Source organism: Kitasatospora sp. cg17-2 (genome assembly GCF_054031055.1).
Genome location: NZ_CM132923.1, coordinates 4,497,702 through 4,522,269, shown reverse-complemented (window position 1 = coordinate 4,522,269; position 24,568 = coordinate 4,497,702). Strand labels below are relative to the sequence as shown.

General features: G+C 73.2%; 22 protein-coding genes. 5 read left to right on the top strand and 17 right to left on the bottom strand.

Translation table 11 applies throughout. The features are described from left to right. Positions 1-127: 127 nt before the first annotated feature. The 16 genes from ACW14Y_RS18960 to ACW14Y_RS18885 form a co-directional block, all read right to left on the bottom strand. On the bottom strand, positions 128-2,647 hold the full coding sequence (locus tag ACW14Y_RS18960; protein ID WP_266270125.1) for an ATP-dependent Clp protease ATP-binding subunit: 2,520 nt from the start codon (positions 2,645-2,647) through the stop codon (positions 128-130). Positions 2,648-3,317: 670 nt separating this feature from the next. Then, entirely contained in the window at positions 3,318-3,668 is a 351-nt protein-coding gene (locus tag ACW14Y_RS18955; RefSeq protein WP_030393755.1) for a histone-like nucleoid-structuring protein Lsr2, read from the bottom strand. Positions 3,669-3,759: 91 nt separating this feature from the next. Then, entirely contained in the window at positions 3,760-4,296 is a 537-nt protein-coding gene (locus ACW14Y_RS18950; protein WP_380299861.1) for an amino-acid N-acetyltransferase, read from the bottom strand. 9 nt (positions 4,297-4,305) lie between these two features. Further along, positions 4,306-4,767: a BlaI/MecI/CopY family transcriptional regulator gene (locus ACW14Y_RS18945; RefSeq protein ID WP_380299862.1), complete on the bottom strand. Its 462-nt coding sequence runs from the start codon at positions 4,765-4,767 to the stop codon at positions 4,306-4,308. Between the two features lie 141 nt (positions 4,768-4,908). Continuing rightward, positions 4,909-5,031 (bottom strand): hypothetical protein, encoded by a 123-nt coding sequence (locus ACW14Y_RS18940; RefSeq protein WP_030393758.1) that lies wholly within the window; start codon positions 5,029-5,031, stop codon positions 4,909-4,911. A 4-nt stretch (positions 5,032-5,035) separates the two neighbouring features. Then, positions 5,036-6,544 (bottom strand): bifunctional lysylphosphatidylglycerol synthetase/lysine--tRNA ligase LysX, encoded by a 1,509-nt coding sequence (gene lysX / locus ACW14Y_RS18935; protein ID WP_456988204.1) that lies wholly within the window; start codon positions 6,542-6,544, stop codon positions 5,036-5,038. Between the two features lie 147 nt (positions 6,545-6,691). After that, positions 6,692-8,482 (bottom strand): hypothetical protein, encoded by a 1,791-nt coding sequence (locus ACW14Y_RS18930; RefSeq protein ID WP_456987759.1) that lies wholly within the window; start codon positions 8,480-8,482, stop codon positions 6,692-6,694. A 240-nt stretch (positions 8,483-8,722) separates the two neighbouring features. Continuing rightward, a complete protein-coding gene (locus ACW14Y_RS18925) occupies positions 8,723-9,496 on the bottom strand; it encodes a hypothetical protein (protein ID WP_380299865.1) in 774 nt (257 codons plus the stop codon). Positions 9,497-9,579: 83 nt separating this feature from the next. Beyond that, positions 9,580-10,383, bottom strand: a complete 804-nt coding sequence (locus ACW14Y_RS18920; RefSeq protein WP_266270116.1) for a type III pantothenate kinase — start codon at positions 10,381-10,383, stop codon at positions 9,580-9,582. 57 nt (positions 10,384-10,440) lie between these two features. Next, entirely contained in the window at positions 10,441-11,433 is a 993-nt protein-coding gene (nadC, locus tag ACW14Y_RS18915) for a carboxylating nicotinate-nucleotide diphosphorylase (RefSeq protein ID WP_380299866.1), read from the bottom strand. Between the two features lie 4 nt (positions 11,434-11,437). Further along, a complete protein-coding gene (locus ACW14Y_RS18910; RefSeq protein ID WP_380299867.1) occupies positions 11,438-13,111 on the bottom strand; it encodes an L-aspartate oxidase in 1,674 nt (557 codons plus the stop codon). A gap of 16 nt (positions 13,112-13,127) precedes the next feature. After that, positions 13,128-13,577: an aspartate 1-decarboxylase gene (gene panD / locus ACW14Y_RS18905; protein ID WP_030393765.1), complete on the bottom strand. Its 450-nt coding sequence runs from the start codon at positions 13,575-13,577 to the stop codon at positions 13,128-13,130. 187 nt (positions 13,578-13,764) lie between these two features. Beyond that, positions 13,765-14,670 carry a pantoate--beta-alanine ligase gene (gene panC / locus ACW14Y_RS18900; protein ID WP_380383458.1) on the bottom strand — a complete coding sequence of 302 codons (906 nt, stop codon included), beginning with the start codon at positions 14,668-14,670 and terminating at the stop codon, positions 13,765-13,767. After that, positions 14,670-15,626, bottom strand: a complete 957-nt coding sequence (locus ACW14Y_RS18895; RefSeq protein WP_456987755.1) for a Rossmann-like and DUF2520 domain-containing protein — start codon at positions 15,624-15,626, stop codon at positions 14,670-14,672. Before ACW14Y_RS18895 ends, panC begins: the two co-directional genes overlap by 1 nt. 187 nt (positions 15,627-15,813) lie before the next feature. After that, positions 15,814-16,506, bottom strand: coding sequence for a response regulator (locus tag ACW14Y_RS18890; protein ID WP_030393768.1), 693 nt, complete (start codon positions 16,504-16,506; stop codon positions 15,814-15,816). Between the two features lie 75 nt (positions 16,507-16,581). Next, entirely contained in the window at positions 16,582-17,775 is a 1,194-nt protein-coding gene (locus tag ACW14Y_RS18885; RefSeq protein ID WP_380383677.1) for a sensor histidine kinase, read from the bottom strand. 175 nt (positions 17,776-17,950) lie between these two features. Here ACW14Y_RS18885 and ACW14Y_RS18880 point away from each other — a divergent pair, with 175 nt between their 5' ends. Beyond that, on the top strand, positions 17,951-19,006 hold the full coding sequence (locus ACW14Y_RS18880; protein WP_380299870.1) for an SAM-dependent methyltransferase: 1,056 nt from the start codon (positions 17,951-17,953) through the stop codon (positions 19,004-19,006). Then, positions 19,003-20,172, top strand: a complete 1,170-nt coding sequence (locus ACW14Y_RS18875) for an NADH-quinone oxidoreductase subunit D (RefSeq protein ID WP_340632131.1) — start codon at positions 19,003-19,005, stop codon at positions 20,170-20,172. The genes ACW14Y_RS18880 and ACW14Y_RS18875 overlap by 4 nt, the downstream gene beginning before the upstream one ends. Before the next feature lie 46 nt (positions 20,173-20,218). Here the strand turns inward: ACW14Y_RS18875 and ACW14Y_RS18870 are convergent, their stop codons facing one another. Then, positions 20,219-21,043, bottom strand: coding sequence for a hypothetical protein (locus tag ACW14Y_RS18870; protein WP_375926527.1), 825 nt, complete (start codon positions 21,041-21,043; stop codon positions 20,219-20,221). A 325-nt stretch (positions 21,044-21,368) separates the two neighbouring features. On the opposite strand from ACW14Y_RS18870, the gene ACW14Y_RS18865 reads away from it, so the two are divergent. The 3 genes from ACW14Y_RS18865 to ACW14Y_RS18855 all read left to right on the top strand — a co-directional run bounded on the left by ACW14Y_RS18865 (position 21,369) and on the right by ACW14Y_RS18855 (position 24,552). Beyond that, positions 21,369-22,334 carry a Ppx/GppA phosphatase family protein gene (locus ACW14Y_RS18865; protein WP_340632132.1) on the top strand — a complete coding sequence of 322 codons (966 nt, stop codon included), beginning with the start codon at positions 21,369-21,371 and terminating at the stop codon, positions 22,332-22,334. 593 nt (positions 22,335-22,927) lie between these two features. After that, a complete protein-coding gene (locus tag ACW14Y_RS18860; RefSeq protein ID WP_266271745.1) occupies positions 22,928-23,731 on the top strand; it encodes a sugar phosphate isomerase/epimerase family protein in 804 nt (267 codons plus the stop codon). Between the two features lie 32 nt (positions 23,732-23,763). After that, positions 23,764-24,552 carry a class I SAM-dependent methyltransferase gene (locus ACW14Y_RS18855; protein WP_456987752.1) on the top strand — a complete coding sequence of 263 codons (789 nt, stop codon included), beginning with the start codon at positions 23,764-23,766 and terminating at the stop codon, positions 24,550-24,552. Positions 24,553-24,568: the final 16 nt, after the last annotated feature.

The window sequence follows — 24,568 nt, the reverse complement described above, 5'->3', positions numbered from 1 at the left end:
CCGTTCAGGCCAGCGACCTGCTGATTCGTGGTCCTGATCACAGTTTCGACGGGCGTGCGGAAAACGGTCAGGGCCCCCGGCGCGAACGCCGGGGGCCCTAACCGTTGCTGTTGTCTGTTAAATGTTGCTACTTCGTCAGGTCCGGACCCGGCGAGGCGACGGCGGCCGGAGTGTCCGCGACCGCGGACTTCTCCTCGCCGCGGAAGGTGAACTTCGCTTCCTTGCCCTCGCCCTCGACACCGACGACCACGATGTGGCCGGCCCGCAGCTCGCCGAAGAGGATCTTCTCGGAGAGGTGGTCCTCGATCTCGCGCTGGATGGTCCGACGCAGCGGACGGGCGCCCAGGATCGGGTCGTAGCCGCGCTTGGCCAGCAGCTTCTTGGCCTCGACGCTGAGCTCCAGGCCCATGTCCTTGTCCTTGAGCCGCTCGTCCACCTTGTCGATCATGAGGTCGACGATCTGGATGATGTCTTCCTCGGTCAGCTGGTGGAAGACCACGATGTCGTCGACGCGGTTCAGGAACTCGGGGCGGAAGTGCTGCTTGAGCTCCTCGCCGACCTTCGCCTTCATCCGGTCGTACCCGGTCTGGGTGTCGCCCTGGGCCGCGAAGCCCAGGTTGAAGCCCTTGGAGATGTCCCGGGTGCCGAGGTTGGTCGTCATGATGATGACGGTGTTCTTGAAGTCGACCACGCGGCCCTGGGAGTCGGTCAGGCGACCGTCCTCCAGGATCTGCAGCAGCGAGTTGAAGATGTCCGGGTGGGCCTTCTCGACCTCGTCGAAGAGGACGACGGAGAACGGCTTGCGGCGCACCTTCTCGGTGAGCTGGCCGCCCTCCTCGTAGCCGACGTAGCCGGGGGGCGAGCCGAAGAGCCGGGAGACGGTGTGCTTCTCCGAGAACTCCGACATGTCCAGCGCGATCAGCGCGTCCTCGTCGCCGAAGAGGAACTCGGCGAGCGTCTTGGACAGCTCGGTCTTACCGACGCCGGACGGGCCGGCGAAGATGAACGAGCCGCCGGGGCGCTTCGGGTCCTTGAGGCCCGCACGGGTGCGCCGGATGGCCTGGGAGAGCGCCTTGATGGCGTCCTTCTGGCCGATGACGCGCTTGTGCAGCTCGTCCTCCATGCGCAGCAGCCGGGAGGTCTCCTCCTCGGTCAGCTTGAAGACCGGGATGCCGGTGGCGGTGGCCAGGACCTCGGCGATGAGCTCCTCGTCGACCTCCGCGACGACATCCATGTCGCCGGCCTTCCACTCCTTCTCGCGCTTGGCCTTGGCCTGCAGGAGCTGCTTCTCGTCGTCGCGCAGGGACGCGGCCTTCTCGAAGTCCTGCGCGTCGATCGCGCTCTCCTTCTCGCGGCGCACGTCGGCGATCTTCTCGTCGAACTCGCGGAGGTCCGGCGGCGCGGTCATCCGGCGGATGCGCATCCGGGAGCCGGCCTCGTCGATCAGGTCGATCGCCTTGTCCGGCAGGAAGCGGTCCGAGATGTACCGGTCGGCCAGGGTGGCGGCGGCGACCAGGGCGGCGTCCGTGATCGAGACCCGGTGGTGGGCCTCGTAGCGGTCGCGCAGGCCCTTGAGGATCTCGATGGTGTGCGGCAGCGAGGGCTCGGCGACCTGGATCGGCTGGAAGCGGCGCTCCAGCGCGGCGTCCTTCTCCAGGTGCTTGCGGTACTCGTCGAGCGTGGTGGCACCGATGGTCTGGAGCTCACCGCGGGCCAGCATCGGCTTGAGGATCGAGGCGGCGTCGATGGCACCCTCGGCGGCGCCCGCGCCGACCAGGGTGTGCAGCTCGTCGATGAACAGGATGATGTCGCCGCGGGTGCGGATCTCCTTGAGGACCTTCTTCAGGCGCTCCTCGAAGTCACCGCGGTAGCGGGAGCCGGCCACCAGGGCGCCCAGGTCCAGCGTGTAGAGCTGCTTGTCCTTGAGCGTCTCCGGGACCTCGCCCTTGACGATCGCCTGGGCCAGGCCCTCGACGACGGCGGTCTTGCCGACGCCGGGCTCACCGATCAGGACCGGGTTGTTCTTGGTGCGGCGGGACAGCACCTGCATGACCCGCTCGATCTCCTTCTCGCGCCCGATCACCGGGTCGAGCTTGGCCTCGCGGGCGGCCTGGGTGAGGTTGCGGCCGAACTGGTCCAGGACCAGCGAGGTCGACGGGGTGCCCTCGGCCGGCCCGCCGGCCGTGGCCGACTCCTTGCCGCCGGGGGTCTGGTAACCGGAGAGCAGCTGGATGACCTGCTGACGGACCCGGTTCAGGTCGGCGCCCAGCTTCACCAGGACCTGGGCGGCGACGCCCTCGCCCTCGCGGATCAGGCCGAGCAGGATGTGCTCGGTGCCGATGTAGTTGTGGCCGAGCTGCAGGGCCTCCCGGAGCGACAGCTCCAGGACCTTCTTGGCCCGCGGGGTGAAGGGAATGTGACCGGACGGGGCCTGCTGGCCCTGGCCGATGATCTCCTCGACCTGCTGGCGAACGGCCTCAAGAGAAATCCCGAGGCTCTCCAGGGCCTTAGCGGCGACACCCTCACCCTCGTGGATCAGACCCAGGAGGATGTGCTCGGTGCCGATGTAGTTGTGGTTGAGCATCCGGGCTTCTTCCTGAGCCAGGACGACAACCCGCCGCGCGCGGTCGGTGAACCTCTCGAACATCGTTTATCGCTCCTCAGAGCGGTCGGGCAGTTCGGGGTCCGTCCCCGCCCTGTCCTTCCGCATGCTAGTCCCGCTCAGCGGCGCGGCCCACGGATTCGCTCCCCTCGCGAGGAGCGACATGCTGCGCGACCAGCCGACACCAATCCCAACCCGATGTTGGGAGACGGTGTTCCCGCACGCGGGCCGGATGCACCGGATACCGCTACGCCATCGGCGAACAACCGCCGCCGCGGCGCAGTCGGTGGGCGTCCGACCGGTCACGCGTACTGTCGCGGACGGGGCCACGGACCCCGTCCATCTGCATTCATACCCGGTATCGGGGCGGTTCTCGCGCAGTTTCCGCGGTGGCGGTGTTCGCCTGGCGAGAAGTCGGCCGCCACTGACGGTCGGTCAGTCGCGGCCGCGGTGGCCGGTACGCCATCCCGGTGGTGTCCGCGTTACCGCTTCGCCCCTCCAGCGTTGCACAGGCCGTGACCGTTCTGCCGCCCGAGTCCGTACCCGGCCCGCTGCCCGAACGGGCGCCCGCGCCCGCGCCGGGCCGCCGCGGCGCCGTCCGGACGTACGCCGCAGGGCGCGGAGGGAATCCCTCCGCGCCCCGCGCGTGTGCCGTGGACGCTCCGGCCGGTGCCCGTGGCACCGCACCCGTCCGGGCGGCCGGGCCGTGCCCGGATCAGGCCGCGTTGGCCTTCTCGTAGGCCTCGCGCACGTTGCTGGGGACGCGACCGCGGTCGTTGACCTCCAGGCCCTGCTCCTTGGCCCACGCGCGGATCTTGGCGGTGTCCGGGACGCTGCCGGACGGGCGCGGGGCGGTGCTGCGGCCCGCGCGGCGGGGGCCGGCGAGGCGGCCGCTCTGCTTGCGCCCCTTCTCGACGTACGGCGCCAGCAGACCGCGGAGCTTGTCCGCGTTGGCGCTCTTCAGATCGATCTCGTAGGCAACGCCGTCGAGCGCGAACGTCACCGTCTCGTCCGCCGACCCGCCGTCGAGATCGTCTTCAAGAATGACCTGCACCCTCTGTGCCACGGGCTTCCCTTTCCGCTAAACGACCCATTGCCTAAGGAAAGGAAAGCGCCTTTTCCCGGAAAACACAAACCCCTGACCGTCCGGGGGCGGCTCACAGGTGCAGCAGCATGCGCGAGTTGCCCAGCGTGTTGGGCTTCACCCGCTCCAGGTCGAGGAACTCGGCAACACCTTCATCGTACGAGCGGAGAAGTTCTTCATAGACATCCGTAGCGATCGCCGCCGGGTCTGTCGTACCATCATCGGTTTCCTGGGCCTCTCCGATCTCCACGAAACCGTGTTTCGCGAAGAACGGGACCTCGAACGTCAAGCAGAAAATCCGACGGACGCCGAGCCAACGGGCGGTCTGCAGCAGCTTCTCCAGCAGCAGGTGTCCGACGCCGTGGCCCCGGCAGGACTCGTCGACGGCGAGCGTGCGCACCTCGGCGAGGTCCTCCCACATGACGTGGAGCGCGCCGCAGGCCACTACCGTCCCGTTGTCGTCGCGTTCCGCGACCCAGAACTCCTGCACCGATTCGAACAGCGTGACGGTGGGCTTGTCGAGCAGAATCCCGTCACGCGAGTAGGTGTCGATGAGCCCGCGCACTGCCCGCACGTCCGTGGTCCGCGCCCGGCGGATGGTGACCTCCATGGCGGGACGTTATCGTGCCGGCCCCGATCCGGTCTCCCCGGTATCCGCTCCGCCCCCCGGTCCGCTCTCCGGTCCGCTCTCCGGGGAATCCGGGGCCGCCGGATCGGTCGGGAACAGAGCGGCCACCCGCAAGGCGTCCCGCAGCGCCTCCCGTTGCTCCGGCGACATCAGGCCGAAGAAGTGCACCAGGGCCGCGGCCGGATTGTCGCCGGTCGCCCAGGCGTCGTTCATCAGGGCCGCCGTGTACGCCTCGCGCGAGGAGACCGGTTCATATCGATAGGCCCGGCCGACGCGCTCCCGGCGGAGCCAGCCCTTTCGGTGCAGCTTGTCCAGGACGGTCATCACCGTGGTGTACGCGATTTCCCGTTCCGACCGCAGATCCAGAAGGACCTCGCGAACCGTGACCGGACGGTTCCACTGCCACACCCGGGTCATGATGGCGTTCTCAAGTTCGCCGAGTTGCCGGACCATAGTCCGGCCAGGATAGGGAGTGAACGGGGCAAAACTTGTGAAGTGCCGCGAAACCGGCGCGCCGCCACCCCCGGAATCCGGGAATGGCGGCGCGGGGTGCGACGGGGGCGTCCGGCGGAGGCCGGGCGGCCGTGCGGGCACTCAGTCGACCAGGTCCTCCTTGGCCTTCTGGGCGCCGCCCTGGGTGCGGATGATGGCCCGCACCAGGAAGCCGAAGCCGATCGCCATGACCAGCGGTGGGACGATCGCGCTGACGTAGTCCATCAGGTCACTCCTCCTCGGTCTGCTCCGCCGTACCGGCGGACGCCTTGGGCTCCGGCTTCACCAGCGGGAAGAGCACGGTCTCCCGGATGTTCTTGCCGGTGAGCAGCATGATCAGGCGGTCCACCCCGAGCCCGAGGCCGCCGGTGGGCGGCATCGCGTACTCCAGGGCCCGCAGGAAGTCCTCGTCGATCTGCATCGCCTCGACGTCGCCGCCGGCCGCGAGCAGGGACTGCGCGGTGAGGCGGGCGCGCTGCTCGACCGGGTCGATCAGCTCGGAGTAGGCGGTGCCGATCTCGGTGCCGAAGATCACCAGGTCCCACTTCTCGGCCACGCCCGGGATCGAGCGGTGCTGGCGGGTCAGCGGGGAGACCTCGGTCGGGTAGTCCTTGATGAAGGTCGGCCGGACGGCGTTCTCCTCCAGCAGGCGCTCGACCATCTCCAGCACGATCTGGCCGTGGCCCCAGGTCTTCTCGAAGGGGATGCCGTGCTCGGAGGCCAGCCTGCGCAGCTCCTCGACGCCGGTCTCCGGGGTGACCTCGGTGCCCAGGTGCGCGGAGATGCCCGGGTAGACGCTCACCTCGGCCCAGGGCTCGGCCAGGTCGATCTCGTGCTCGACGCCGTGCGGGTCCAGGCCCTTGATCACGGTGGTGCCCAGCGCGTCCCGGGCCGCGTTGACGATGGTGGCCCGGATCAGCTCGGCCTGGGTGTCGTAGTCGCCGTAGGCCTCGTACGACTCCAGCGAGGTGAACTCCGGGTTGTGGGTGGAGTCCGCGCCCTCGTTGCGGAAGTTGCGGTTGATCTCGAAGACCTTCTCCGCGCCGCCGACCACCAGCCGCTTGAGGTAGAGCTCGGGGGCGATCCGCATGAAGAGGTCGATGTCGTAGGCGTTGATGTGCGTCTTGAACGGACGCGCGTTGGCGCCGCCGTGCACCGGCTGCAGCATCGGGGTCTCGACCTCGATGTAGCCGCGCTCCTCGTAGGTGCGGCGGATCGAGCGGACCACCTTGGAGCGCAGGTGCAGGATCTCGCGGGCCTCGGGGTTGACGATCAGGTCGACGTACCGCTGGCGGACCCGGGCCTCCGGGTCGGTCAGGCCCTTGTGCTTGTCGGGCAGCGGGCGCAGGCACTTGGCGGTGAGCTCCCAGCGGTCCACCATCACCGACAGCTCGCCGCGTCGGGAGGTGATCACCTCGCCCTCGACGCCGACCTGGTCGCCCAGGTCGATGTCCGACTTCCAGGCCGCCAGCCGCTCCTCGCCCAGCTTGTCCAGGGACAGCATCACCTGGAGGTCGCCGGAGCCGTCGCGCAGGGTCGCGAAGCAGAGCTTGCCGCCGGTGCGGGAGAGGATCACCCGGCCGGTGATGCCGGTCCGCTCGCCGGTCGCGGTGTCCGGGGCCAGGTCCGGGTGCTTGTCCCGGAGGTCGGCGATGGTGCTGGTGCGGGGGAAGCCGACCGGGTACGGGTCGATGCCGGCCGCCCGGAGCCGGTCCAGCTTCTCGCGCCGGACGCGCATCTGCTCGGGAAGGTCGTCGGTCGCGGTGATGGGACTCTGATCGCTCACCCCACCAGGGTAGCCAGCCCTCGGTGGTGCTCCGCCACGGGATTGCCGCGCCGCGCGGGACGGGGGCGGGGTACGCCGCCCGCGCCCCGCGCGACGGGTTCAGGAGCGCCGGCGGCCGAGGCGGCGGGAGCCGAGGAGCGCGGCGCCGCCCAGGGTCAGCGCGGTGGCGGAGGCCCAGGCCAGCGGGACGGCGTCGCCCCGACCGCTGTCGGCCAGCTCGCCGCCGTCCGCGAGGTCGAGCGCCACCGTGCCGGTGCTCCCGGTGGCGGTCCGGCCCGCCGCGGCGGTGCCGGTGCTGCGGCCGGTGGAGCCGGTCGCGGTGGCCCCGGTCGCGGTGCCGGTGCCGGTGGAGTCCGCCGCCGAGGCCGGTACGACCGGCGCGACCGGCTCCACCGGGGTCCCGGCCCCGTTGTCCGGGACGACGGGGTCGGGCACGGGGGCCGAGCGCAGCGCGACCTTGATCCGGTCGTTGTCCGGGTCGGGGTCCCAGCTCATGGGGGCGCTCGGGTAGCCCTCCTCCAGGTCGCTGAGCTGGTTCTGGAACGAGACGGTGGCGGACAGCGGGACGGTGCCCTCGTCCAGCGCCAGGCCCAGGACGTGGCGGCTGGACGAGCCGTTCGCCATGAAGAAGTCGAAGGCCTTGCAGTCGAACTTGTTGAGCGGGCGGTCCTGCGGCTCCCCCAGGACGCGGTTGTTCGCCCGGCAGTTCTCGGGCAGGTCGGTGACCGTGGCGCCCTCGGGCAGCTGGATCCGGACGAACGGGGTGCCCTCGCCGCCGCTGCGGTCGAAGATCGACGCCGGACCGCGGTTGGCGGCCGTGACGGTGAGCGTGCCCGCGCGGCCGGAGGCGTCCGGGGTCCAGGTGCCGGTCAGGCCGAAGTCGGCGCCGTTGTCCGCGAACACCTCCTGCTCGGTGAAGTGGCCGTTGGCGTCGGGGTAGCCGGAGGGGATGCCCTCGGCGGAGTCCCGGGTCAGGGTGGCGGGCGCGCCGGTGCCGCGCTCGAAGGAGAGCCGCCGGCGCAGTTCCGCCCCCTGGGTGCCGGCCGCGTTCGGGTCGGCGAAGACCATGAAGTCCGCCATGGTGTACTCGGCCTCCGAGGTGACGGTGAGGTCGAGGCCGTTCAGCCGGACCGGCTCGTTGGGCAGGATCTCGCCCTCGACGGTGCAGATGCCGTGGATGGTCGCGATCGGCGTGCCGAAGCCCTCGCGGCCGATCTGGCCCGGGTCGGTGGCGTACTCGCAGTTGGACGGCCAGTTCTCGACCTTCAGGCCGGGCAGGATCAGGACCTCGACGACCGCCCGGGCGGCCGAGACGCCGCCGCGGTTGGCGAACCGCACGGCCGGGGTGAAGGTGCTGCCGACCTTGGCGTGCTGCTTGGCGGCGATCTCGGCGGCCCGGAACGCGGCGCCGCCGACCTCGACCGCGAAGTCCTTGTCCGCCGGTTCGGCGCCGGGCGCGGTCAGCGCGGCGTGCACCACGCCCCTCGTGCCGGCCTTGGCCCCGGGCACGGCGCTCGCCCACAGGTGGTCGGTGATGTTGACGCTGTCGCTGTTGAGGTAGCCGAGGTCGCAGGTGATCGTCCGGGCCGCGGTGACGCAGCGGCCGCCGGAGGCGGTGAGCACGGCGACGCCGTCCAGCCCGGAGGTGTCGAGGGTGAGCCTGGCGCCCTGGACCGGGGCGGTGCCGGTCCGGCCGATCCGGAGGAAGACGTTCTCGCCGAACTGCGGCTGGGTGGTCGGCTCGCCCTGGATCTGGATCAGGGAGCCGACTTCGAGGCTGAGGGCCGGTCCCGCGGCGTGGGCGGGGACGGCGAGCGTGCCGACGGACAGGGCGGCGACGGCCGTGGCCGCGGCCGAGCCGAGCACCCGGCGCGCGCGGGTCGAGTTCACGGGGATCCTCTTGATCGTGGGGTGTCCCCGCGACCCTATGGACGGCCGGACGGACGTCAAGCCGGTTGATCGCCCATCAATTCGGTCAGGACGGGAGCGATCCGGCGGCGCGCGCGGTGATGGTTATCGAGTTGTGACCGGAACGAGCGGCCCGGGGAACGCGATGGTCGACGGACGGACCGGGGAGGCCGGGCCGCTCGGTGCGGCGCGGCCTCCCCGGGAGGCGGTGGCGGGGCGGGCTCAGCCGGTGCCGGTGGCCAGCTCCAGGTCCTCGGGCGCCGCCGGGTGGGCCGGCCGGTCCGGATGCGGCGCGGCCTTGGGGCGGCGGCCGAACAGTTCCGCCGGGGTGGGCATCCGGTGCGGCCGGGCGGGCTGCTGGTCCTGCGGGCCGCGGGGCGCGCCCTTGCGGGCGGCGGCGGGCTGCTCGGCGGGGTGCTCGGTGCTGCTCATCGGGATCCGTCCTCCAACAGGGATGAGGGGACTGCTCGGGGGTGCGGCGGGGCTCGGTACGGCGACGAGGTGGCGCTGGCCGGTGGTGAGGGCGAGCCGTTCGCGGACGGCGGCCTCGGCCAGCGCGTGGCAGCGACCGGCCAGCCGGGAGCGGCGGGAGCGCTCGTGCTGGCCGCAGGGCTGGCGGGACAGTCCGCGCAGCGCGGTGAGGTCCTCCGGTCCCGGGAGGTAGCCGTCGGTCACCGCCTCCTCCAGCCGTTCCAGGTAGCCGCTGGCGCTGCCGGGCAGGGCGGCCCGGTAGCGGGTGAGGTCGGCGAGGAGGAAGGCGCGCAGCCGGCCCCCCTCCTGGACGGCCTCGTCGATCGCCTCGGTCAGGCGCAGTGCGTCCTGGACGTCCTCGGCCCACAGGGCGGCACCCGCGTCGGCGTACAGCAGCGACCGGTCGGGGAGCTGGAGGTGGACGGGGACGGCGGGGTGCAGGGCTTGGGCGAGGGCGCGGCGCAGCACGCGGACTTCGTCGGCGCTGAAGGCCATGCCGCCGCGCGATCCGTGTGGCGTAGGCATGGGCTGACACTACGTGAGGAATATCCGATTTGTCGGTAGTGTCGCGCCGAGCCCCCACGTTCGGACGCTGCGGCGCCCCCGGGTCAGCTCGGGCGGTTGCGTTCGAAGACCAGGCGCAGGCCGATGAGGGTGAGCCAGGGCTCGTGGACGTCGAGGGAGCCGGCCTCGCCGAGGACGAGCGGGGCCAGGCCGCCGGTGGCGATCACCTGGACGTCGTCGGGGTCCTTGGACAGCTCCCGGGCCATCCGGTCGACCAGGCCGTCGACCTGCCCGGCGAAGCCGTAGAGGATGCCGGACTGCATGCCCTCGACGGTGTTCTTGCCGATCACGTTGCGCGGGCGGGTCAGTTCGATCTTGCGCAGCAGGGCGCCGCGGTTGCCGAGCGCCTCGACCGAGATCTCGATGCCGGGGGCGATCGCGCCGCCGACGTAGTCGCCGCGGGCGTTGACCGCGTCGAAGGTGGTGGCGGTGCCGAAGTCGACCACGATGCAGGGGCCGCCGTAGAGGTGGTTGGCGGCCAGCGCGTTGACGATCCGGTCGGCGCCGACCTCCTTGGGGTTGTCCATCAGGACGTGCACCCCCGTCTTCACCCCCGGCTCCACGATCACCGCGGGGACGTCGCCGTAGTACCGGCGCGCCACCTCGCGGAACTCGTGGAGCACGGAGGGGACGGAGGAGCAGATCGCCAGGCCCTCGACCTTCGCGTCCGCGATCGCGGTGCGCGAGCCGTTCGCCCCCTGCGAGCCCATCAGGCCGTGCAGCAGCACCGCCAGCTCGTCCGCCGTGCGGCGCGGATCGGTGGAGATCCGCCAGGTCTCGACCACCTCCTCACCGCCGAACAGGCCGAGGGTGGTCTGGGTGTTGCCGACGTCGATGGTGAGCAGCATCAGGTGCTTTCTGCGTCGAGGACCAGGGGCGAACGGGCGAACGGGTCGGACGGACGGTCAGGCGCGCAGGTCCAGGCCGATGTCCAGGATCGGCGAGGAGTGGGTCAGCGCGCCGACCGCCAGGTACTGGACCCCAGTCTGGGCGACCTCGCGCGCGGTGGCCAGGGTGAGTCCGCCGGACGCCTCCAGCTCGGCCCGGCCGGCCACCAGGGCGACCGCCTCGCGCAGCTGCGGGACGGTGAAGTTGTCCAGCAGGATCAGCTCCGCGCCGGCGTCCAGGACCGGGGCGATCTGCTCCAGGGTGTCGACCTCGACCTCGACCGGCAGCTCCGGGTAGGCGGCCCGGACGGCCCGGAACGCCTCGGCGACGCCGCCGGCCGCGACCACGTGGTTGTCCTTCACCAGGGCCGCGTCCGAGAGCGCCATCCGGTGGTTGGCGCCGCCGCCGCAGCGGACCGCGAACTTCTCCAGCGCGCGCAGGCCCGGGGTGGTCTTGCGGGTGTCGCGGACCACCGCGTCGGTGCCCTCCAGGGCGTCCGCCCAGGCGCGGGTGGCGGTGGCGATGCCGGACAGGTGGCAGAGCAGGTTCAGCGCGCTGCGCTCGGCGGTCAGCAGGTCCCGGGTGCGGGAGCGGACCGAGAGCAGCACCTGGCCGGCCTCGACCCGGTCGCCGTCCTGGACGTGCCGCTCGACCTCGAACTCCTCCTCGCAGACCAGCGAGACGACGGCCTCGGCGATCCGCAGGCCGGCCACCACGCCCGCCTCGCGGGCGGTGAAGTCGGCGGTGGCGACGGCGTCGGCGGGCACGGTGGCCACCGAGGTGACGTCCTCGCCGCCGGCGAGGTCCTCGGCCAGCGCCAGGGTCGCGATGTCCTCGACCTCGACCGGGTCCAGGCCGGCCTCCTCCAGCAGTTCGGCGAGCTGGGGGTCCAGGCCGGTCTCGTAGCCCTCGCCGTCCCCGCAGGCGCAGCCGTCGCCGCAGCCGCCGGCCAGCGGGAGCTCGTCGTGCTCGTGCTCGTGCAGGTGGGTCACGTCGGTCGCGTCGGTCATGGTGTTACGGCTCCTCGAGGGTGCTGACGGGTCCGCCGGAGGCGGTGAGGGTGGTGATCAGATGGCGTTGCCAGTGCGCGTCGTCGCGCTCCGGGAAGTCCTCGCGCCAGTGGCAGCCGCGGGTCTCCTCGCGCTGCGCGGCGGCGGTGACCAGGGCGTCGGCGACCAGCAGCAGGTTGGCGGCCTCCCAGGTCTCCACCCGGGGGTCGGCCGGCTTCTCCTCGGCGACGGCGGCGCGGGTCTGCTCGGCGAGTCGGGCGAGGCCCGCCGCGGTGGCGGCCATCGACGCAGCCGAGCGCAGCACGCCGGTGCCGCGCGACATCAGCCGCTGGATCTCGGCCCGCGCCTCGGGCGCGGGCAGCGGCACCGGGCGGGCGGCCCTGGCCGCCTCGACGTCGACGACGCGCTCGGGCAGGTCCCCGGCGGCGTGCCGGGCGGTCAGGTCGGCGGCGATCCGCTCGGCGAAGACCAGGCCCTCCAGCAGGGAGTTGGAGGCCAGCCGGTTGGCGCCGTGCACCCCGGTGCAGGCCACTTCGCCGCACGCGGAGAGGCCGGGCACGGACGTCCGGCCGCGGGTGTCGGTGCGCACCCCGCCGGAGGCGTAGTGCGCGGCCGGCGCGACCGGGATCGGCTCGGTGACCGGGTCGATGCCGTGCGCGCGGCAGGAGGCCAGGATGGTGGGGAAGCGCCGCTGCCACATCTCGGCGCCGAAGTGCCGCCCGTCCAGGTACATGTGGTCGGTGCCGTGCTCCCGCATCCGGCGGGTGATCGCCTTGGCGACGATGTCGCGCGGGGCGAGTTCGGCCAGCTCGTGCTGACCGAGCATGAACCGGACGCCGTCCGCGTCGACCAGGTGCGCGCCCTCGCCGCGGACCGCCTCGGAGACCAGCGGCTGCTGGCCCTCCGCCTCGGGGCCGAGCCAGAGCACGGTGGGGTGGAACTGGACGAACTCCAGGTCGGTGACCTCGGCGCCGGCCCGCAGCGCGAGCGCCACGCCGTCGCCGGTGGACACCGCCGGGTTGGTGGTGGCCGAGAAGACCTGGCCCATGCCGCCGGTGGCGAGCACCACCGCGCGGGCGCGGACGGCGCCGACGCCGTCCCGCTGGCCCTCGCCCATCACGTGCAGGGTGAGCCCGGCGGCGTGCCCGTCGGCGTCGGTGAGCAGGTCGAGCACCAGGGCGTGCTCGATCAGCTCGACGTCCGGGTCCCGGCGGACGGCTTCGACCAGCGCGCGGGATATCTCGGCGCCGGTGGCGTCCCCGCCGGCGTGCGCGATCCGGTTCCGGTGGTGGCCGCCCTCGCGGGTGAGCAGGACGTCGCCGTCCTCGCCCCGGTCGAAGGCCGCGCCGACCGCGATCAGCCGGCGGACCGCGTCCGGGCCCTCGGTGACCAGGGTGCGGACGCTGTCCCCGTCGCACAGCCCGGCGCCCGCCACCAGGGTGTCGGTCAGGTGCTGCTCGGGGGTGTCGCCCTCGCCCAGGGCGGCCGCGATGCCGCCCTGGGCCCAGCGGGTGGACCCGTCGTCCAGCATCGCCTTGGTGACCACCATGGCCCGCAGGCCGGCCCGGCGGACGTTGAGGGCGACGGTGAGCCCGGCCACGCCGGAGCCGACCACGACGACGTCGGTGTCGGTGGTCCAGCCCGGTGCGGGGGCGGTGAGGCGGTGGGTGACGGACATGACTTCAGTGGCTCCTTCAGCGCGCGACCGGGTCGGCCGCACCGTTGTCGCCACGGTACGCCGCGTCGCCGCGCAGCAGTCCGGTGCCCTCCCCGGCCTCGGCCGGGTCGCCGCCGGTGCCGGTGACCCGGTTCCGCTCGTCGACGAAGACCACCTTGGGGAGGTAGCCCTTGGCCTCGGCGGTGTCCATCTGCCCGTAGGCGATCAGGATGACCAGGTCGCCGGGGTGGACCAGCCGGGCGGCGGCGCCGTTGATGCCGATGACGCCGGAGCCGCGCGGGCCGGCGATGGTGTATGTCTCCAGCCGGGCGCCGTTGTTGATGTCGACGATGTGGACCAGCTCGCCGGGGAGCAGGTCGGCGGCGTCGAGCAGGTCCTCGTCCACGGTGACCGAGCCGACGTAGTGCAGGTCGGCCTGGGTCACGGTGGCCCGGTGGATCTTGGACTTGAGCATGGTGCGGAGCATTGCGGGTCACGCCTCCTGTGAGTGCATGCCTAGGGGGTACTTGCTGCCCAACGCTCTGCGGGCGAGCGTTTGTTTCGGTCCGGCGTTCCGGTCCGGGTGCTGCGGTACTGCGGTACTGCGGTACTGCGGTTCGGTGGTGCAGTGGTGCAGTGGTGCAGTGGTGCAGTGGTGCGGTCCGGCGCGGTGGCTACCGGACGACGATGCGGACGTTGTCGATCAGACGGGTCGCGCCCGTCTTCGCGGCGACGGCCAGCACCGCCTCGCCCTGGAAGTCGTCCGGGGCCTCGGTGAAGTCGTACGGATCGATCAGGGCGAGGTAGTCGAGGTCGACGCCCTCGGCGGCGTCGAGCACGGCCGAGGCGGCGTCGAGCACGGCCTTGGGGCCGCGCGCGGCCGCGTCCCGGCCGGCGAACAGGGCTCCGGACAGGGCCAGGGCGTGGTCGCGCTCCTCGGCCGAGAGGTAGCGGTTGCGGGAGGAGAGCGCGAGGCCGTCCTCCTCGCGGACGGTCGGCACGCCGACGATCTCGACGTCGAAGTCCAGGTCGGCCACCATCCGGCGGACGACCGCCAGCTGCTGGGCGTCCTTCTCGCCGAAGAACGCGAAGTCCGGGTCGGTGATGTGCAGCAGCTTGGCGACGACGGTCAGCACCCCGTCGAAGTGGCCGGGCCGGGTGGCGCCCTCGAAGCGCTCGCCCATCGGGCCGGCCGCCATCCGCACCTGCGGCTCGCCGTTCGGGTAGACCTCGTCGACGGACGGCGCGAAGACCACGTCGGCGCCGCTGGCCTCGGCCAGCCGCACGTCGTCGTCCAGGCTGCGCGGGTAGCGCTCCAGGTCCTCGCCGGCGCCGAACTGCAGCGGGTTGACGAAGACGGTGACGGCGACCCGGCCGTCCCGGCCGACCTGCTTGCGGGCGGCCCGGATCAGCGCGGCGTGGCCCTCGTGCAGGGCGCCCATCGTCATCACGACCGCGTTGTCGACCGGCTGCTCGTCCGGCCAGAACGCCGACTCGAAGTCGTCGACGGTGCGGGTGACGACGGCCCGGTGGACCTTCGGGGCGTGCTGGGTCTTGCCCGGCTGCTTGCCGCGTGCCATTACTGCTTCTCCTCGTTCAGTACGTCCAGCAGCGCCGCCGCCGACGTTTCGTCGATCGTTCCGCGGGCCAGGGCCCGCTGGGCGGTGGCCCGGGCCATCGCCCGGTAGGCGGCGGGGATGTCCGGGGACACCGTACTGAGCTGCGCCAGGTGGCGGCGTACGGTGCCGGCGTCGCCCCGGGCGACCGGGCCGGTGAGGGCCGCGTCGCCGGAGCGCAGGGAGTTGTCGAGCGCGGCGCCGAGCAGCGGGCCGAGCATCCGGCCGGGCTCGGCGACGCCGGCCGTGCGCAGCAGTTCCATCGCCTGCGCGACCAGCGTGACCAGGTGGTTGGCGCCGTGCGCGAGGGCGGTGTGGTACATCGGGCGGACGCTCTCCGGCACCCATTCGGGTTCGCCGCCCATCTCCACCACCAGCGCCTCGGCGACCGGGCGCAGCTCCTCGGGGGCGGTCACCCCGAAGGGACAGCCGGCCAGCCGGGCCAGGTCGACGGAGGTGCCGGTGAAGGTCATCGCGGGGTGCAGCGCGAGCGGCAGCGCGCCGGCCGCGGCGGCCGGCTCCAGCACGGCCACGCCGTGCGCGCCGGAGGTGTGCACCAGGATCTGGCCGGGCCGGACGGCGCCGGTCGCGGCCAGGCCGGTGACCAGGTCGGCCAGCGCGTCGTCGGGGACGGTGAGCAGGACCAGGTCGGCGGCGGCCAGCACCTGCGGCGGGGTGACGATCCGTACGCCCGGCAGCAGGGTCTCGGCCCGGCGGCGCGAGGCGGCGGACACCGCGGAGGCGGCGACCACCTTGTGGCCGGCGAGCTGGAGGGCGGCGCCGAGCGCCGGGCCGACCCGGCCGGTGCCGACCACGCCGACGGCCAGGCGGGCGGGGCGGTTGCCGGGGTCGGCCGGGTCGCCGAGGCCGTCGGCGAGCGGGGCGAACTCGCCTCGGTCGGCGAAGTCGGACGGACTCACGCGTCCACCTTTGTCCAGGGGTTCCGTTCCAGTCCACTGCCGGGGTACCGGACGTACCGGCCCATTCTACGGGCGGGGCCGGGCCCGCGGAGCGGTTCGCTCCGGACCGGGCACGGGGCCGGGTCCGGAGCGTGGGCGGGGCCGGAGCGCGGGTGGGCGGCGGAGCGCGGGAGAGGGCGCGGGCGGGTCAGTCGGTGGCGCCGGCCCGGATCAGCCCGGCCTCGTAGGCCAGGACCACGGCCTGGACCCGGTCGCGCAGGCCCAGCTTGGCCAGGATCCGCCCGACGTGGGTCTTCACGGTGGCCTCGGAGAGCACCAGCCGGGCCGCGATCTCCCCGTTCGACAGGCCCTGGGCGACCAGCAGGAACACCTCGCGCTCGCGCTCGGTGAGCGGGCCCAGGGTGTCGGAGCCGCCCGGGCCGCTCTGCGGGGTCGGCAGCACCTCGGCGAAGCGGTCGATCATGCGGCGGGTGGTGGTCGGCGCGACCACGGCGTCCCCGCCGTGGACGGCGCGGATCGCGGCCACCAGCTCGGTCGGCGGCACGTCCTTGAGCAGGAAGCCGCTGGCCCCGGCCTTGAGCGCGGCGAAGGCGTACTCGTCGAGGTCGAAGGTGGTGAGGATGAGCACGTGCGGGGCGTCCGGCAGCGGGCTGCCGTCCTCGGCCAGGCAGATCCGCCGGGTCGCCTGCACACCGTCCAGCCGCGGCATCCGGACGTCCATGAGGATCACGTCCACCTCCGTGTGCCGGAGCTTCTCCACGGCCTGGGCGCCGTCCCCGGCCTCGGCGGCGATCTCGATGTCCCCCTGGGACTGGAGGATCATCCGGAATCCGGTGCGCAGCAGCTCCTGGTCGTCGACCAGCATCACGCGGATGGTCATGGGTGGCTCCTAGGTTCCTCGGGGAGGACGGCGGGGGCGGTGGCGCCCGTCGGCGGGACTGCGGGTGTCCGGGGGTCAGGCGGCCTTGAGCGGCAGGACGGCGCGGATCCGGAATCCGCCGCCGGGGCGCGGCCCGATGTCGAGGCTGCCGCTGACCATACCGACCCGCTCGCGCATGCCGATCAGGCCGTGGCCCTGCCCGTCGGGGCCGCCGGCGGCGAGCTGTTCGTCGGTGCTGCCGCGGCCGTCGTCCTCGACCAGCACCGCGAGCTCGCGCTCGCCGAAGTCGACCGCGACCCGGGCGTGGACATCGGGGCCGCCGTGCTTGCGGACGTTGGTCAGCGCCTCCTGGACGATCCGGTAGACCGTCAGCTCGACGCCGCGCGGCAGCTCGCGCGGGTGGCCGGAGGTGGCGAAGTCCACCTGGAGGCCGGCCGTGCGGACCTGGTCGAGCAGCTCCGGCAGCTCCTCGACGCCGGGCTGCGGCACGTACTCCTCGCCCTTGCTGTCGGCGCTGCGCAGCACGCCCAGCAGCCGGCGCATCTCGACCAGCGCCTGTCGGCCGGTGGAGGCGATGGTGCTCAGCGCCTCCTTCGCCTGCTGCGGCGAGTTGTCCAGGACGTAGGCGGCGCCGTCGGCCTGGACGATCATCACCGAGACGTTGTGCGCGACCACGTCGTGCAGCTCGCGGGCGATCCGGGCCCGCTCGGCGGCGACCGCGACCTTGGACTGGGCGTCGCGCTCCCGCTCCAGCCGGGCCGCGCGGTCCTCCAGCTCGACCAGGTACGCCCGGCGCACCCGGGTCAGCCGTCCCCAGCCCCAGCAGAGCAGGAACGGGGTGGTCATCAGGCCGATGATGAGCAGCGCCTCGGGGGCGGAGTAGCTGACGAAGTGGACGTCGGAGTCGCCGACCGACTGGATCTTCTGCGGATGCAGCCGCCAGTACACCAGCGGGCCCGCGGCCAGGCCGCCGAGCAGGGCGAACCGGGACGTCCAGGGCCGGCCGAACGCGGCGCCGGTGTAGGCGAACACCAGGTAGGCGATGCTGGAGATGGCCGGGTTGACGTCCAGCAGGACCTGGGTGAAGCCGATCAGGCCCGCGGCGGCCACGGTGGCGTCGGGGAAGCGGCGGCGGAAGACCATCAGCAGGGGCAGCAGGACGGCGACGGCGTAGTGGATCCCGATCCGCCAGCCGCTGTCCACGCTCCCGTCCTCCGGCAGCACGCCGACGAAGAGCACCATCGCGGCCCAGACGGAGTCGATCACCATGGGGTGACGGCGGAGCCAGGCGTTGAGTCGATGCACGACTCAAGCGTAGGCAGTCGCGCACCGTGCCCAGGTCCGCCGGGAGGGCGATCCGCCCTACTCCCTAGGTCGGAGAGCCCGGCATGCCGCTGCCGTAGGGATTGGGCGGGTACGGACCGGGTGTGTAGCGTCCCGCCCCATGACCTGGATGCGGTGGGCGCCCGCCACGGAGCGTGCCCTCTACGACCCCGACGGCGGCTTCTACCGCAGGCCGGAGGGCCCGGCCGGGCACTTCCGGACCTCGGTGCACGCCTCGCCGCTGTTCGCCCGGGCGGTGGCCCGGCTGCTGCTGGAGGTGGACGCGGCGCTCGGCCGTCCGGAGGAGCTGGCCTTCGTGGACGTCGGGGCCGGCCGGGGCGAGCTGGTCGCCGGGGTGCTGGCCGAACTGCCGGAGGAGCTGGGGGAGCGGCTGCGGGTGTGGGCGGTGGAGCTCGCCGACCGCCCGGACCTCCCGCCCGCCGCTCCGTCCACAGGCCTGTGGACGGAGCGGAGCCGGGCCGCGACGGTGTGGACGGCGGAGGTGCCGCGCGGCGTCACCGGGCTGCTGTTCGCCAACGAGTGGCTGGACAACGTGCCGCTGGACACCGGCGAGGTCGGCGAGGACGGGCTGCTCCGCTACCTGGAGGTGGACCCGGCGACCGGCGAGGAGCGGCTCGGCGGGCCGGTGGACGCGGCCGACGCCGACTGGGCCGCCCGCTGGTGGCCGGCCGAACGGCCCGGGGACTTCGTCGAGTTCGGCGCGCCCAGGGACGCCGCCTGGGCGCACGCGGTGGCGGGCCTGGAGCGGGGCCTGGCCGTCGCCGTCGACTACGGGCACACCGCCGGGGGCCGGCCGCCGTTCCCCACCCGGACCGGTTTCCGGGCCGGCCGCGAGGTGGCCCCGGTGCCCGACGGCTCGTGCGACGTCACCGCGCACGTGGCACTGGACGCGGTGGCGGCGCCCGGCTTCCACAGCCTGTGGACGACGCAGCGGGAGGCGCTGCGGGCGCTCGGGGTCAGCGGCGCCCGACCGCCGCTGGCCCTCGCCTCCAGCGACCCGGTCGGCTACCTGCGCGCGCTCGGCGGCGCGGGCGAGGGCGCCGAGCTCACCGACCCCGCCGGCCTGGGCGGATTCGGCTGGCTCTCGCAGGCCGTCCGGATGCCGGTACCGCCGAGCCTCGGGGCGCTGCCGGGATGGCAGACTCTGACCCCATGAGGGAGACCACGGTCGGCATCGGGGCGGGAGCCGAGAACTTCACGGGCGGGGCGGGCAGCACCGACATGGTGCTCAACATCGGCCCGCAGCACCCGGCGACCCACGGTGTGCTGCGGCTGCGCCTGGTGCTGGACGGCGAGCGCATCGTCAGCGCCGAGCCGGTGATCGGCTACATGCACCGGGGCGCGGAGAAGCTCTTCGAGGCCCGGGACTACCGGCAGATCATCATGCTGGCGAACCGGCACGACTGGCTCTCGGCCTTCTCCAACGAACTGGGCGTGGTGCTCGGCGTCGAGCGGATGCTCGGCATGGAGGTGCCCGAGCGGGCGGTGTGGATCCGCACCCTGCTGGCCGAGCTGAACCGCGTCCTCAACCACCTGATGTTCCTCGGCTCCTACCCGCTGGAGCTGGGCGGGATCACCCCGATCTTCCATGCCTTCACCGGCCGCGAGGACCTCCAGCACGTGCTGGAGGAGGCCTCCGGCGGCCGGATGCACTACATGTTCAACCGGGTCGGCGGCCTCAAGGAGGACCTGCCGGCCGGCTGGCTCGGCCGGGTCCGCGCCGCCGTCGCCGTGGTCCGCTCCCAGCTGCCGGTCTTCGAGGACCTGGTGCTGGGCAACGAGATCTTCCGCGCCCGCACCGCCGGGGTCGGCGTCCTGACCCGGGCGCAGGCCGAGGCGTACGGCGCCAGCGGCCCGATCGCGCGGGCCAGCGGGCTGGACCTCGACCTGCGCCGGGACGAGCCCTACCTGGCGTACGGCAGCGAGGAGCTGCGGCAGGTGCTGACGGTGGTCACCCGCGAGGAGGGCGACTGCCTGGCCCGCTTCGAGTGCCTGCTGGAGCAGACCGTCAACGCGCTCGACCTCGCCGACGCCTGCCTCGACAAGCTGGCGGTGCTCGCTCCGGGGCCGGTCAACCTGCGGCTGCCCAAGGTGCTCAAGGCCCCGGAGGGCAGCACCTACGCCTGGACCGAGAACCCGCTCGGCGTCAACGGCTACTACCTGGTGTCGCGCGGCGACAAGACGCCGTGGCGGCTGAAGCTGCGCTCGGCCTCGTTCAACAACATCCAGACGCTGACCGAGCTGCTGCCGGGGACGCTGGTCGCGGACATGGTGGCGATCCTGGGCTCGATGTTCTTCGTCGTCGGCGACATCGACAAGTAGCCGGCCGGCGACGAGCGGCCGGTGGGCCGCTCGCCGCCGGGGCGCGCTACTTCTTCGGCGCCTTCGGCCGCTTCACCGGGTCGGCCGGGTGCGGGGCCACCTTGCGGTCGCCCTTGGTGGCGATCCGCTCCTCGCAGAGGCCGGCCAGCACCCGGTACGCGGCCCGGCCCATCAGCTCGGTGAGCTCCGGGCGGTAGCTGACGTACACCGGGTCGGCGCCCTGGTGCGCGTCCGGGCTGCCGGTGCACCACCAGTGCAGGTCGTGGCCGCCCGGGCCCCAGCCCCGGCGGTCGTACTCGCCGATGGTGACCTGGAGGTAGCGGGTGTCGTCGGGCCGGTCGATCCAGTCGTAGGTGCGGCGGACCGGCAGCTGCCAGCAGACGTCCGGCTTGGTCTCCAGCGGCTCACGGCCCTCCGCGAGCGCCAGCGCGTGCAGGGCGCAGCCCCCTCCGCCGGCGAAACCGGGGCTGTTCACGAAGATGCAGGCGCCGTCGACCCGCCGGGTCTGGCGGTCGCCGTCCTCGTCGAACATGGTGATGCCGCCGTCGACCTTGATCCGGCCCTTGGCGTCCGTGCCGTGCGCGTGGTTCTCCCACAGCTCCGGGGTCAGCCGGGCGGCGTGGCCGACGACACGCTTCTCGTCGTCCTCGTCCGAGTAGTGCGCGCCCAGGGTGCAGCAGCCGTCGGACTCGCCCCGGCCCTCGCGGATGCCCTGGCAGCCCTGGCCGAAGATGCACGACCAGCGGGAGGTCAGCCAGGTCAGGTCGCAGCGGAAGACCTGCTCCTCGTCCTCGGGGTCGGTGAACTCGACCCAGGCGCGCGCGAAGTCGAGCGGGACCTCGGGGCGGAGTTCGGAGCGGAGGGTCGGCATCGCCAGGTCGACGGCGCCGGGGCCGCCGCTCCCGGACTTCTTCTTCCCGCCCTTGGAGGTGCCGCTGTGCTGGGACGTGTCTGCTGCTGCCACCCGGCAAGGGTAGAGCCTCCGCGGAGCTGCGAACCGTCCGTGGTCGCGCGGTTCACGGCGAGTTCACCGCCGGGCCCGGTGAACTCCGGGGCAACACCGGCCGAATGCCGTTCGAACCGGGGCCCCGGTCCGGCCGGGTCGGCCCTCCCCGGGCCGCGATCAGTACCCGGACCAGCACGAACACCGGCACGACCGGTCTCCTCCGGCGTGGGATCGCGTAGCGTGGAGGGTTATGCGACTCGGTGTACTCGACGTAGGTTCCAACACGGTCCACTTCCTGGTGGTCGACGCCCACCCGGGCGCCGCACCCCTGCCCGCGTACTCCCACAAGGCCGAGCTGCGGCTCGCCGAACTCCTCGACGAGCAGGGCGCGATCGACGGATCCGGGGTCGAGAAGCTGATCGGCATGATCGCCTCCTCGCTGCGGGTCGCCGAGGACAAGGGCGTCGTCGACATACTGCCCTTCGCCACCTCCGCCGTGCGCGAGGCCGCCAACGGCGAGGAGGTGCTGCGCCGGGTCGCCGAGGAGACCGGGGTCGAACTGCGGGTGCTCTCCGGCCAGGACGAGGCCCGGCTCACCTTCCTCGCGGTCCGCCGCTGGTTCGGCTGGTCCTCCGGCCGGCTGCTCAACCTCGACATCGGCGGCGGCTCGCTGGAGATCGCCTGCGGCCTGGACGAGCAGCCGGACGTGGCCTGCTCGGTGCCGCTGGGCGCCGGCCGGCTGACCGCCCGCTGGCTGCCCGGCGACGTCGCCGACCCGGAGCGGCTGCGCGAGCTCAGACGGCACATCCGCGCCGAGATCGCCACCGTCGTCGGCGAGGTCTCCCGGCTCGGCGCGCCGGACCACGCCGTCGCCACCTCCAAGACCTTCAAGCAGCTGGCCCGGATGACCGGCGCGGCCCCGGCCGACGCCGGTCCGTACACCGACCGCCGGCTCACCCGCCACAACCTCGCCGCCTGGCTGCCCCGGCTGTCGGCGATGACCGTCGCCGAACGGGCGCAGATCCCCGGGGTCTCCGAGGGCCGCGCCAAGCAGCTGCTCGCGGGCGCGCTGGTCGCCGACGCGGCGATGGACCTGTTCGGCCTGGACGAGCTGGACGTCTGTCCCTGGGCGCTGCGCGAGGGCATCATCCTGCGCCGGCTGGACGCCATGGACAGCCCGGCCGACCGCCGTCGGCCCGTCGCGCTCACCCCCTGACCCCGGGAGCGGGGCGGCCGGGCGCGCGCCGACCGGCTCCCCGTTCGGGGCGTGGTCCGCTTACGCTGTCTCCCGTGGCGCAACCAGCGGACGAGGACGGGACGCGGGAGGGCCGCGGGCCCCAGGACGGGAAGCCGCGGCCGGACGCCCCGCGCCGCACCGGGCGCCGCACCGGCCCGGACGCCGCCCCGGATCCGGCCCGGGATCCCGCTCCGGACGTCGCCGCGGATCCCGCACCGACCCGCAGGCTCGGCAAGGCCGTGAAGGGCGTCAAGGCCGTGAAGGCGGCCCGGGAGGCGGCCGGCGGCGTCGCCGAGAAGGCGGCCCGCAAGGCCGCGAGCCGCGCGGCCACCAAGTCCACCAAAGCCACCAAGGCCACCCGGGCGACCGGGGCCACCGGAGCGGCGAAGACCGCCAGGGCGCCCAAGGGCCCCAAGGCCCCCGGCGCCGAGCCCACCCGGACCGCCCGGGCGGCCGGTGCCGCCAAGGCCGCCGTCCAGTCCGTGAAGTCGGTCAAGGCCGCCCGCCAGGCCGCCGCCCGCCCGCCGCTGCTGCGCACCACCGACCGCCTGGTCCTGCCCCCGCACCCGGCCCTGCACATCCCGGACACCAAGGTCGTCCTCTCCACCGCCTCGGTCTACCCGGCCACCACCGCGGTCGCCTTCGAGCTGGCCGCCAAACTCGGCTACGACGGTGTCGAGGTGATGGTCTGGAACGACCCGGTCAGCCAGGACATCGAGGCGCTGCGCCGGCTCTCCGACGCCCACCGGATGCCGATCCTCGCCGTGCACGCGCCGTGCCTGCTGATCACCCAGCGGGTGTGGAGCACCGACCCGTGGACCAAGCTGGTCCGCGCCCGCGCGGCGGCCGAGAAGCTCGGCGCGAGCGCGGTCGTCGTCCACCCGCCGTTCCGCTGGCAGCGCCAGTACGCCCGGGAGTTCGTCGAGGGCATCCACCGGATGGCGGGGGAGACGGACGTCCGCTTCGCGGTCGAGAACATGTACCCGTGGCGGTACAAGGACCGCGAGATGCTGGCGTACGCGCCGGGCTGGGACGTCACCGAGGAGGAGTACCGGCACTTCACCATCGACCTGTCGCACGTCGCCACCTCGCGGGTGGACGCCTTCGCGATGGTCGAGCGGATGGGGGACCGGCTCGCCCACATCCACCTGGCGGACGGCTCCGGCTCCGGCAAGGACGAGCACCTCATCCCCGGCCGGGGCAAGCAGCCCTGCGCCGAACTGCTGGAACACCTCGCCCGGACCGGCTTCGACGGCCACGTCGTGCTGGAGGTCAACACCCGCCGCTCGACGTCGCCCGCCGAACGCGAGGCCGATCTCGCCGAGGCCCTCGCCTTCACCCGCCTGCACCTGGCCACCTCCGCGCGCGTACGCTGACGGCACACGAACTGCCGTCCACAGGGGGACACATGGCGGAAAAGACCGGAACCGGGCCCAGCAGCGACTTCCGCGAACTCGCGAAGTCCTTCGGCGGCGTGGCGGCGGAGTACGACCGGGCCAGGCCCTCGTACCCGCAGGAGTTGTTCGACGCGCTGGAGCGGCTGGCCGGGCGCGGTCTGGAGGGCGCGCGGGTGCTGGACGTCGGCGCCGGCACCGGCATCTCCACCCGGCTGCTGGCCGGCCGCGGCGCCGACGTGCTCGCGGTGGAGCCGAACGCGGGCATGGCCGCGCAGTTCCTCGCCGGCTCGCCCGGGCTCGGGCTGGTCCGGGGCAGCGGCGACGAGCTGCCGTTCCACGACGCCTCGGCGGACTTCGTCACCTACGCCCAGGCCTTCCACTGGACCACCCCGGACAAGTCCGTGCCGGAGGCGGTCCGGGTCCTGCGGCCCGGCGGCGCGCTGGCCCTCTGGTGGAACGTGAAGGACAGCAACGCGGCCTGGGTGCGGGCGATGGGCGAGCGGCTGCACGCCGCGCTGCCCACGACCTACCACGGCTACGGCGCCGTCGACGAGGTCGCCTCCCACCTCGCCCCGTACGACCTGCGGGTGGAGCGCACCCGGCTCCGCTGGGAGCGCCGGATCACCGTGGACCACATGATCACCGACCTCACCTCCCGCTCCTACCTCGCCGCGCTCACCCCGGAGCAGCGCGCGCCGCTGCTGGCCGTCGAGCGCGAGGCCCTGCGGGCGGAGTTCCCGGACGGCACGGTCGTCGAGCCGTACGTGCTGGACCTGACCGTCGCGATCACCCCGTCCTGAGCCGCGCCGGGGGCGG